Genomic DNA, 9859 nt, shown 5'->3' on the forward strand with positions numbered 1-9859 from the left:
CTTTTTAATAGAATTTTTTGCTAGAATATGTACTAACGGTAAAAATCTACCAATAGTATACGTAAAAAATGGGAGGATACATAAATGTTTAAAGGTAAATATTCTGTTCGGAAGTATATTGTAACTACGGTTTTGGCAACATCTTTTGCTTTAGCACCAATTATGTCTGGAAGTGTACTAGCATACGGAGGCCCTGCTGCCGATACAAGCGCGAACCAGACATCAGAAACTACGCAAGTAGAAGAAAACAATGCACAGGAAGCAGTACAAGCGGAAGAGACAAATGCTTCAACGTTAAGACCGGGTGACAGCGGGCCAGCAGTTAGTGATTTACAGTCTAAATTGCAAAATCTCGGATACAGTCTAAATATTGATGGAATCTACGGTCCAGCTACAGAATCAGCAGTAAGAGATTTACAAGGAAACAGTGGAATTCAAATTGATGGAATTGCAGGACCAGCAACGTTTAATGCATTAAATCAAAATCCTTCTAATGCTACTCCTACTAATGAAACTGTAGAAGAAAATAATGCACCAGAAGAGAATGATGAAGATGTAACAATTCAAGAAGCACCACAGCAACAAGTAAAACCACAAACTCTTTCATTATCCGGTTCTGGCGACGCTGTTTCTACCGCACAAAGTTTAGTAGGAACACCTTATGTATGGGGAGGTACAACTCCTGCTGGATTTGACAGCAGTGGATTTGTTACCTATGTACTCAAGCAGGAAGGTGTAAATGTTGGTAGAACTCATGCAGATATGTGGGCAAGTGGTGGTCAACATGTAAGTAATCCGAGCCCAGGCGATGTTGTATTCTTTGAAAACACTTATAAATCTGGGGTTTCTCATAGTGGAATCTATGTTGGAAATGGCCAAATGATTCATGCTGGTACAGAAGCTACGGGTGTGGAATATGCAAATAAGAATGATTCATATTGGGGCCCTAGATACATCGGAGCTAAATCATTTTAATTCAATCAAAATAATGCATAAAGGACTGTATCGTCAAAACGATGCAGTCCTTTTTGATATGATATAAGTTTAATGATTTTATGGATAGAATAAAGTTAAGTTACTTATTCTATACGCCTGATGCAGCCTGATTTGTCACATTGACGACAGAAGTACCTGCTAAGGTATCTTTTACCGGACAAATAGCATCTACATGGGAAAGAAGCTGTTCGATATTTTCTTTTGGCGAAGGTGAATCAATGTTTACTTTGTAGCGAACTTCCTGGTACCCTGGTCGGACATCAGGATTGATTCCGAGAAAACCATCGGGATCAAGATCGCCTTCCAGCTGAACGTCTAATCCATTTACTTCCACATCAAATTTTTGGGCAAATGTGACCACAAGCACATTAATGCAACCCCCTAATGCAGAAAGTACATATTCTACCGGATTTGCCCCTTTGTCTGTACCACCCAATTCCTTGGGTTCATCAATAATAACTTCTTTTCCATTGACATTTGCAACAGATAATACTCCTTCACCAGACCATTTTACTTCAGAGATAAATGTAGTATTAGCCATTAAAAGTCCTCCTTCATTGATTATATTGATAAAAATACTTGGTTTATCTTAAAAGCTCACCGCCTTTCTCTTCTTATTCATCAGAAGGGAATTAAAAAATCCCCTTCTGATGAATAAGAAGAGGTTTACATGAATCTGATCCTCTTCCTATCTTTCAGACATTACATATAGTCTGCTGGAATTGGCACAGTACTTTTGTTTAAGCCTGTTGCCGAGGTATCATGGGGCCATTCCCTCCACCTCTCTTGATAAGAAACTGCGTTATTCAATTTTTCCAGTTCTTATTTATTGTTTTAATGCCTGGCTGTCTTTTATCCTTAACTTTTTCTGTTGTATCTATTTGCGTAATTTCCCCATTTTGCACTGTAATCATAATGGATCCATATTTCATTTTTTCAAGAGATGTTTTGATGTGTTCAAATTGTAAATGCGTTAGTTTACTCATCATGGTTCCGCTCCTTTTAAATTAAGCAATCGACTTTTTTTATGCGATCGTTTTAGATTCGGTAGATCAAAACAGCAGCAAAACAAAAACCCTCTTCTAAAAATAAGAAGAGGGTGGAGATCCATTTTTATATTGCTCTTCTTATTTTTCAAGTAAGCTACTTGCTGGAATTGGCACAGTGCCTTATAGCCTGTTGCCGAGGTATCATGGGGCCAGTCCCTCCACCTCTCTGAATAAGAAAGTTTTGATATGAAATTGTATCATTTTATATAATATACATGGAATTTTTCCATTTGTCAAATTCCTTTTAAAAATGAGCAACGGAATGCATTTTACGCTCCGTTATGTAACTAAAATGCGCATGTCATTGGCCATTTTATCAACAACAGATTCGGTAAACTCTTTTGTGGTTTTTGGAATGAATGATTTTAATATGGGATTAACGACCGGTGCCATCATTCCTTTAGCAGTTATGTCGAGACAGCCGGTTATTTCAGTTTCACGGCCACTTAATTCTTTTGCTAAAAAATAACCGTTGCCCTTAAAGTTTTCACTTAATCCGGTTAACTGAAAGGTGACCTTCGTAGGTTCCTCCCACTTGATAATCTCAATCTTCAGATGGACGGTTTTTTGCACGATCCCGATGTCACCTTTGAATTTCCAGGTTGATTCCCTATCATTAATGATCTCGTGTTCCATATAACCGGGTACGAGGGGTGCCCAATTATTCATATTACTAACAAAAGACCAAACAAAGTCAATGGGAATGGTTATTGTTGAATCATGCAGACCTTTTGGCACAGAAAATACCTCCTTGATGTTGAGTTCCATATTGATTGCTGCCATTGAGTATATGTCTGCTTGGAAGCGAATAGAACATTTTCAAAGAAAGCATCTGTGAAAATGGAATAAGCGTATGTTTTGGATGCAATATATGGCTATAACCTGTAACCATATTGACAATGATACCTCATTAGGATAAAATGAATGACAGTCAGTCATTATGAGTTGGGAGCTGTTTTGATGGATAATAAAAAGGAAAACATTATTCGCTCAGCAATTGATGTGTTTCAGGAAAAGGGTATCGAAAAGGCAAAAGTATCTGATATTGTAAAAGGTGCTGGCATTGCACAAGGAACTTTTTATTTGTATTTTCCAACGAAGCTTGCTGTCATGCCCTCAATCGCACAAGTAATGGTAGAAAAAACACTTGAAGAAATTAAAAAAGCAGTTCAGCAAGATTCCCCCTTTTCGCGTCAACTAGAGCAAGTTGTCGATGCTGTATTTTATATCACGAATGAGTACCGTGAAATATTCGCTCTGATTTATGCGGGGTTAGCGTCAAGTGAATACTTAAAAGAATGGGAGACACTTTATGAGCCTTATTATAAATGGATGAGTGGATTTCTAAAAAAAGCAAAAACAGACGGAATTATCCGCGAAACAGTTCATGAAGAGCATACAGCTACGTTGCTCATAGGATTAATTGAAGCAGCCGCCGAACAATCTTATTTGTATGACCATCAGGATGATAATGCTGCAAATATAAAGAGACAAGAAGTTTTAGACTTTTTAAAACATGCGCTTAAAAGCTAATTTTATTTTAATTTAATTGAAGAGATTTTTTACATGGTATTTCGCCATGCTTTCATTATTTAATAATGACTGAACGTCAGTCATAAAAGAAGGAGTGAATGAAGATGAAAAAAGCTTGGATGTATGTTTTCTTAACAAGTTTTTTTGAACTTGTTTGGATTTTGGGATTTAATATAGCAGATGCATGGTGGCATTGGATATTTATAATAACTTTTATCATAATGGACCTTCATTTTCTAACAAAGGCTTGTGAGCAGTTACCAACCGGGACGGTGTATGCCATTTTTGCTGCAGCAGGAACAGTGGGTACTGCTCTAATGGACGTGTATATTTTCGGTGGTGATCTAACAAGTGGAAAAATGATGTTTATGGTTTTATTGGTTTTAGGAGTAATTGGTCTGAAATTGGCTGACGAAATGTCGGAAAATAAAAGCAATGAAGGTAGTAAGGAGGTCATGCACTAATGGGATGGTTGTATATTGCACTTGCAGCGATATTTGAGATGATCGGAGTCTTGGGTTTAAGGTTATTCAGTGAGCATAAAAGTATTCGTAATGGCGTACTCTATTTTGGCGGTCTTGGTGGTTCATTTGCTTTCCTATATGTTTCTTTTTCCCACCTACTTGTGAGTGTCGCATATTCTGTTTTTATCGGAATTGGCACAGCAGGTGCTGTATTGATGAATATGATTTTTTTTGGTGAATCGAAGAATATCTTTCGGATTATAAGTTTAATTGCGATTATAGTGGGTGTGACTGGGTTGAAAGCTTTGTCCTAGCATCTATTAACCTAAAAAAGGTCGATCTCTATTGATAAAGAGGTCGACATTTTCTTGCTTCAAAAAAAGTTCCTGTCGATTTAACGAATAAATAGGAACGGAAAATAGACAGCTTTCGTTAATATTATTTCCCGGGTAATACTTTTGTCACAACATGAGTTGATGAATTTGCCCCGTAATCGTGCCTCCTTTCGATAGTAACAGTGAAACTATTATAAAAGGAGGATTTTGATGAAAAAAATTTTTATTGATGCAGGACATGGAGGAGCAGATTCGGGTGCTATTGGTAATGGGCTTAAAGAAAAAGATGTTTGCTTGACGATTGCTCTAAAGATGAGGGATTATTTGAACCGGGAGTATGCGGAACAAATTATTAAACTTTCCCGCACAAAAGATGAATATTTGACCTTAAAGCAGCGCACAAATATGGCAAATCACTGGGGGGCGAATTGCTTTGTGTCGATTCATCTTAATGCAGGGAGAGGGGCAGGATTTGAATCGTATATTTATAATGGGAAATTTGCAGATAAGCGTAGCACCAATCGATTTCGGAACCACGTGCATGATGAAATAATCGTAGGTACAAAATGGCAGGACAGGGGGAAGAAAGAGGCAAACTTCCATGTGTTAAGAGAATCATCGATGACAGCTATTTTGACAGAAAATGGATTCATTGATCACGAGCCTGATGCACGTAAATTAAAAAGCGATGGCTTTTTGAATACACTTGCCTTCGCTCATACAAAAGGACTAGCGTTAGCCCTCGGATTAAAGCAGCGCACTAGTAAAAAAATGCATGTAATACAAAAAGGAGAGACTTTTTGGAACTTAGCGATCAAATATCAATCAACTGTAAAAAAATTAAGGCAATTAAATCCTGACGTAATTCCAGAAAGATTGCAGATCGGGACACGAATCAGAGTGAAATAATGGAAAAGTCTTACCATTTGGTAAGCTTTTCTATTTACAATGTATACAGAGTAATGTATTATGTATACATAATACATTATAGGAGTTGCATTGTAAGATGAGTGAATTAAATTTTGGAAAGCCTATTAAAAAAGAAACAGTCTATGAGATTGCGTACAGGGAACTTAAATCAGCAATTTTATCGAACAAGCTAAATCAGAATCAATTTTATACCGAGGAGGATTTTGCGAATGAATTAGGTATTTCAAGAACTCCGGTAAGGGAAGCCATTCAAGGCTTGGTTTATGACCGATTGCTTATTGCAGTTCCAAGAAAAGGAGTGAAAGTAAGAGGGTTTACGAATTCAGAAATTAATCAAATATTTTTACTTAGAAAAGCGATTGAAAAAGAAGTACTAACGGAGTTTTTGAAAACGGTAACAAATGAACAAATAAACAGGTTGGAAGAAATTATTTCTCAGCAAGATAAGGCTATTATTCATGAAAACAGAGAATTATTTATTCAATTAGATCAAGAATTTCATAATTGTATCATTCATTATACCAATTACAATTTAGTTGAGGAAATTTATAGCAAGCTGCATGATCTAACGGTTTTAATTGGATATCAGGCAATACGAAAAGAAGGCAGAATGAATGAAGTGATTACAGAGCATAAGGATATTGTGCAGGCGATTGTAGAAAAAAACAAGGAGCAAGCTAGTGCTAAGTTACTTCTCCACTTAGATAACACAATGGACTCTTACAAGATTATGGATAATAAATGAAAACGAAACGGGAGGTTTTATCATGAAATATGCAGTTTATCAAATGGATATTATTGCTGGTAACCCCAAGAAGAATAGAGAGAAGGTAAACAACTGGGCAAAGGAGACAATGGCAAACGAAAAGCCGGATGTGCTTGTTCTTCCAGAAATGTGGACGACAGCCTTTACGCTTCCGGAATTAGATGAGTTCGCAGATGTTAATGGTGAACCTACGACATCCTTTCTTCAAGAACTTGCAAAAAAACATCACGTTCATATTATCGGTGGTTCCATCGCAAACAAAAAAGACGGAAAATTTTATAATACAAGTGTAGTAGTTGACCGTAAAGGATCGATCGTATATACGTATGACAAAATTCACTTAGTACCCATGCTCCATGAGCATAAATACCTCACGGGTGGTACAGAAAAGGTAAGAACATTTGAACTAGAAGGAGTAAAAATGGGAGTCATCATTTGTTATGATTTGAGATTTCCAGAACTGGCTAGAAAATTAGCACTAGAAGGTGTACAGGTATTGCACATTGTCGCTGAATGGCCTGCCCCGAGAAAAGACCATTGGAGACATCTCCAACTAGCCCGGGCAATTGAAAATCAAATGTTCGTTGTATCTTGTAATCGTGTTGGTTCTTATGATGGAGAGGATTTTGCAGGAACGTCGATGATCATTGATCCTTGGGGAACGCCATTAGAAATTGGCAGTGACTCAAAGGAAGAGACGCTTTCTACAACGCTGTCCTTGGATATCGTTCCTAAAATTAGAAAAGATGTACCTATTTTTTCAAGCAGAGTTCCAGAACTATATTAATCATACAAGGGGGAAATGATAATGAAAAATACACTAAAACTAAATGTACAAGGAAAAAATAAAACAATCGATGTAGATGTTCATCATGTATTTAACGCTGGATATGCAGGAAGTGATCAAGAAAAGGTGCAGGAACATATTGATGAATTAGCAAAATTGGGTGTACCTACACCGACAACAACACCTATCTTATTTCCGGTTTCCGATTATGTTGTATCCACAACGAAGCATATACAAGTGCAGCATGAGGAAACAAGCGGGGAGATTGAATATGTATTAATTTGGCATAACAATGAATTATACGTCACCGTCGGCAGTGACCACACAGACCGCAAATTAGAAACATTCAGTGTGCCGATGTCAAAACAGGCATATCCGAATGTGATTGCAGAAGATGTATGGAAATATGAAGACGTTAAAAATCACTGGGATCAACTAGAGTTTATTTGTTGGGTTACTTCTGGAAATGAGAAAAAAATCTATCAACAAGGCACCTGTGCAGATTTATTAAATCCGGAGCAATGGGAAGAAAACTTTTCTAAATTAAATGTGGAAGAAGATGGAAATTTATTCTTCTCTGCAACGATTAATACGGAAGATAATACATTGGCATTCGCTGATAAATATGAATTTGAATTAAGAGACCCAGTGCTTCATCGATCCATTAAACATCAGTATGAAGTGAATGTGCTTCCTGAATCTATTGAGTAATCAAAATAGAATAGGATGTGTTTCTGGTATGTTGGTATTTGGGCTTGGTCCGAGAAAGTATCAGGTAAAGCGAGATTGGGGACGTCTTCCTAGTCACCTTTCTATTAAAAGTATCTCCGCAATTGAAGTGGATCAGCATGACAACGTTTTTGTACTACAGCGGAGTCGTCCTTTTCTACTTCTATTTACTAGCGAAGGAGAGTTGATTGATGCTTGGGACAATGATTATATAGCTGATGGACATTATTTATACGTTACTCCCGAAGATAGAGTCATTGTGGTAGATCGGGATTTTCACCGACTGATTGTCTTTAATAAAGAAGGGGAAGTAATTGATGTTATTGGCGAAAGGCATATCCCGGGTTTGCCCGGGGAACCTTTTAATCATCCAACTGATATGGTGATGACAAGAAATGGACATTATTACGTAACAGATGGATATGGGAATAGCTGTGTCCATCATTTTGACCCTAGTTGGAAGCGGTTGAATACTTGGGGTGAAAGAGGCTCAGAAAATGGTGCTTTTTCAACACCACATGCAATTGCAACGGATTCCTATGGTCGTTTGTTAGTGACAGATCGAGAAAACAATCGAATTCAATTTTTTAATCAAGATGGAAATTATTTAAAAGAAATTGGGAATGTTTATCACCCGATGGATATTTGGATTGACAAAGAGGGGCTTATTTATGTGACAGATCAAACACCCAGTATAAATATGTTCAGTCCTGAAGGTGAATGGATTGGTAGATGCCGGACATTTGGCATATATGGCCATGGGATTACGGTCGATAGCAAAGGGGATATTTATATTGCAGAAATGTTTCCAGATGGAATTACAAAATTAGTTTTGAATCATTTAGGATAAATATATTTCAAGTATTTTGAATTTGCAAAATTTAATATCTGCAAAGGGGGAAGTAAGATGAATTCAAATCATTTGCAACCTGATAAACCTATTATAACAAAAGGGCATAAACGATTAATATGGGGCGCCATTTTCTTGATGGCAACTTCCTCAATAGGGCCCGCCTTTTTAACACAAACAACTGTTTTTACGGAAGAGTTTGCAGCTAATTTCGCTTTTGCTATCTTAGCCTCTGTTATTATTGATATTGGTGCTCAACTGAATATTTGGCGCATTCTTGTTGTTTCGGGAAAACGAGGTCAGGATGTAGCAAATCTGGTTTTACCGGGTCTAGGTTCAGTTATTGCTATATTAATCGTAATAGGCGGTCTTGCATTTAACATTGGTAACGTTGCTGGTGGGGGACTTGGACTTAATGTATTATTTGGTGTTTCGACCACAACAGGTGCCATCATCACTGGGATCCTTGCAGTAATCATATTTCTTTTAAAAGATGCTGGAAAAGCCATGGATATTGTCGCTTTAACTTTGGGCTCCATTATGCTAATCATGGTTGGATATGTTATGCTTACGACCAATCCTCCAGTAGCTGAAGCAATGGTGAAAAGTGTCTTTCCGGATGATTATAAATCACTTGTTTTACCTGTTATTACGTTAGTTGGCGGAACCGTTGGAGGTTATATCACGTTTGCAGGAGGACACAGACTACTTGACGCTGGTGTAAATGGTAAAGAGAATTTACCTGTCGTAAATAGGGCAGCTAATTACGGAATTTTAACAACGGGTGTCATGCGTATTTTCCTTTTCCTTGCCGTACTAGGGGTTGTAGCAGCTGGATATAAGCTTGATGCCAGCAACCCACCAGCATCTGTGTTTCAAATTGCTCTTGGGGACGTTGGATATAAGATATTTGGTTTAGTACTTTGGTCCGCAGCATTAACTTCTGTTGTAGGATCTGCTTATACAAGTGTTTCCTTCTTGCGCTCATTCCATCAAAACTTCGAAAAATATAACAAATATATTATCATCGGATTTATCCTTTTTTCTACAATAGTCTTTGCGGTTGTTGGGAAACCAGTTACAATCTTAGTAATTGTCGGTTCATTAAACGGATTAATTTTACCATTAACATTAGGATCTATTTTGATTGCATCACGCAAAAAGGAAATTGTTGGGGACTATCATCACCCTACATGGATGATTGTATTCGGTATTATTGCAGTAATTATCACATTAATCGCTGGTTGGTTTTCTTTAGAAGGCATTGCAGAGCTTTGGACGGGGTGAAAATAGAAGCTGTTCGTAATTATTACGGACAGTTTTTCTTTTAGTGCGCCCAGCATGGGCTATAACTTGGTGGTGAAAGTCCACTACAGGCTTGGCAGTAGGAACTGTTAGCTGAAAGCAAGGGTGTCCATTG

Annotated in this window: 13 protein-coding genes and 2 riboswitches; of the genes, 10 read left to right on the forward strand and 3 right to left on the reverse strand. The window is 37.4% G+C overall.

All coding sequences use genetic code 11. The features are described 5' to 3' along the window. The first annotated feature begins 84 nt into the window (after positions 1-84). On the forward strand, positions 85-975 hold the full coding sequence (locus J2Z81_RS10550; RefSeq protein WP_226371311.1) for a C40 family peptidase: 891 nt from the start codon (positions 85-87) through the stop codon (positions 973-975). Between the two features lie 109 nt (positions 976-1084). Here the strand turns inward: J2Z81_RS10550 and J2Z81_RS10555 are convergent, their stop codons facing one another. The 3 genes from J2Z81_RS10555 to J2Z81_RS10565 form a co-directional block, all read right to left on the reverse strand. Next, positions 1085-1537, reverse strand: a complete 453-nt coding sequence (locus J2Z81_RS10555; protein WP_226371312.1) for an OsmC family protein — start codon at positions 1535-1537, stop codon at positions 1085-1087. Between the two features lie 144 nt (positions 1538-1681). Beyond that, positions 1682-1792: riboswitch (SAM riboswitch) on the reverse strand. A gap of 10 nt (positions 1793-1802) precedes the next feature. Further along, on the reverse strand, positions 1803-1982 hold the full coding sequence (locus J2Z81_RS10560) for a YezD family protein (RefSeq protein ID WP_226371313.1): 180 nt from the start codon (positions 1980-1982) through the stop codon (positions 1803-1805). 138 nt (positions 1983-2120) lie between these two features. Beyond that, positions 2121-2222, reverse strand: a riboswitch (SAM riboswitch). A gap of 102 nt (positions 2223-2324) precedes the next feature. Beyond that, on the reverse strand, positions 2325-2783 hold the full coding sequence (locus J2Z81_RS10565; protein WP_226371314.1) for a CoxG family protein: 459 nt from the start codon (positions 2781-2783) through the stop codon (positions 2325-2327). Between the two features lie 222 nt (positions 2784-3005). Between J2Z81_RS10565 and J2Z81_RS10570 the strand changes: the two genes are divergently transcribed. From J2Z81_RS10570 to J2Z81_RS10610, 9 genes are all read left to right on the forward strand, one after another. After that, entirely contained in the window at positions 3006-3578 is a 573-nt protein-coding gene (locus tag J2Z81_RS10570; RefSeq protein WP_029270526.1) for a TetR family transcriptional regulator, read from the forward strand. Positions 3579-3682: 104 nt separating this feature from the next. Then, entirely contained in the window at positions 3683-4042 is a 360-nt protein-coding gene (locus J2Z81_RS10575; protein ID WP_226371315.1) for a DMT family transporter, read from the forward strand. Beyond that, positions 4042-4356 carry a DMT family transporter gene (locus J2Z81_RS10580; protein WP_029270522.1) on the forward strand — a complete coding sequence of 105 codons (315 nt, stop codon included), beginning with the start codon at positions 4042-4044 and terminating at the stop codon, positions 4354-4356. Before J2Z81_RS10575 ends, J2Z81_RS10580 begins: the two co-directional genes overlap by 1 nt. Before the next feature lie 231 nt (positions 4357-4587). Beyond that, entirely contained in the window at positions 4588-5286 is a 699-nt protein-coding gene (locus tag J2Z81_RS10585) for an N-acetylmuramoyl-L-alanine amidase (protein ID WP_226371316.1), read from the forward strand. A gap of 97 nt (positions 5287-5383) precedes the next feature. Further along, entirely contained in the window at positions 5384-6052 is a 669-nt protein-coding gene (locus tag J2Z81_RS10590; protein ID WP_029268800.1) for a GntR family transcriptional regulator, read from the forward strand. Between the two features lie 22 nt (positions 6053-6074). Further along, positions 6075-6860 (forward strand): carbon-nitrogen family hydrolase, encoded by a 786-nt coding sequence (locus tag J2Z81_RS10595; protein ID WP_226371317.1) that lies wholly within the window; start codon positions 6075-6077, stop codon positions 6858-6860. A gap of 21 nt (positions 6861-6881) precedes the next feature. Beyond that, on the forward strand, positions 6882-7571 hold the full coding sequence (locus J2Z81_RS10600) for a DUF2848 family protein (protein WP_226374363.1): 690 nt from the start codon (positions 6882-6884) through the stop codon (positions 7569-7571). Positions 7572-7599: 28 nt separating this feature from the next. Then, entirely contained in the window at positions 7600-8439 is an 840-nt protein-coding gene (locus tag J2Z81_RS10605; RefSeq protein ID WP_051681440.1) for an NHL repeat-containing protein, read from the forward strand. Positions 8440-8496: 57 nt separating this feature from the next. After that, complete coding sequence (locus J2Z81_RS10610) at positions 8497-9726, forward strand: NRAMP family divalent metal transporter (RefSeq protein ID WP_029268808.1); 1230 nt, start codon at positions 8497-8499, stop codon at positions 9724-9726. Positions 9727-9859 lie beyond the last annotated feature (133 nt).

Source organism: Virgibacillus alimentarius, assembly GCF_017874635.1.
Lineage (GTDB): Bacteria > Bacillota > Bacilli > Bacillales > Amphibacillaceae > Virgibacillus_B > Virgibacillus_B alimentarius.

Bases quoted from the DNA above. Each gene is read 5' to 3' on its own strand.
- J2Z81_RS10610 (WP_029268808.1), top strand. From the start codon at position 8,497: ATGAATTCAAATCATTTGCAACCTGATAAACCTATTATAACAAAAGGG.
- J2Z81_RS10550 (WP_226371311.1), top strand. From the start codon at position 85: ATGTTTAAAGGTAAATATTCTGTTCGGAAGTATATTGTAACTACGGTT.
- J2Z81_RS10570 (WP_029270526.1), top strand. From the start codon at position 3,006: ATGGATAATAAAAAGGAAAACATTATTCGCTCAGCAATTGATGTGTTT.
- J2Z81_RS10605 (WP_051681440.1), top strand. From the start codon at position 7,600: ATGTTGGTATTTGGGCTTGGTCCGAGAAAGTATCAGGTAAAGCGAGAT.
- J2Z81_RS10560 (WP_226371313.1), bottom strand. From the start codon at position 1,982: ATGAGTAAACTAACGCATTTACAATTTGAACACATCAAAACATCTCTT.
- J2Z81_RS10555 (WP_226371312.1), bottom strand. From the start codon at position 1,537: ATGGCTAATACTACATTTATCTCTGAAGTAAAATGGTCTGGTGAAGGA.
- J2Z81_RS10595 (WP_226371317.1), top strand. From the start codon at position 6,075: ATGAAATATGCAGTTTATCAAATGGATATTATTGCTGGTAACCCCAAG.
- J2Z81_RS10575 (WP_226371315.1), top strand. From the start codon at position 3,683: ATGAAAAAAGCTTGGATGTATGTTTTCTTAACAAGTTTTTTTGAACTT.
- J2Z81_RS10600 (WP_226374363.1), top strand. From the start codon at position 6,882: ATGAAAAATACACTAAAACTAAATGTACAAGGAAAAAATAAAACAATC.
- J2Z81_RS10585 (WP_226371316.1), top strand. From the start codon at position 4,588: ATGAAAAAAATTTTTATTGATGCAGGACATGGAGGAGCAGATTCGGGT.
- J2Z81_RS10580 (WP_029270522.1), top strand. From the start codon at position 4,042: ATGGGATGGTTGTATATTGCACTTGCAGCGATATTTGAGATGATCGGA.
- J2Z81_RS10590 (WP_029268800.1), top strand. From the start codon at position 5,384: ATGAGTGAATTAAATTTTGGAAAGCCTATTAAAAAAGAAACAGTCTAT.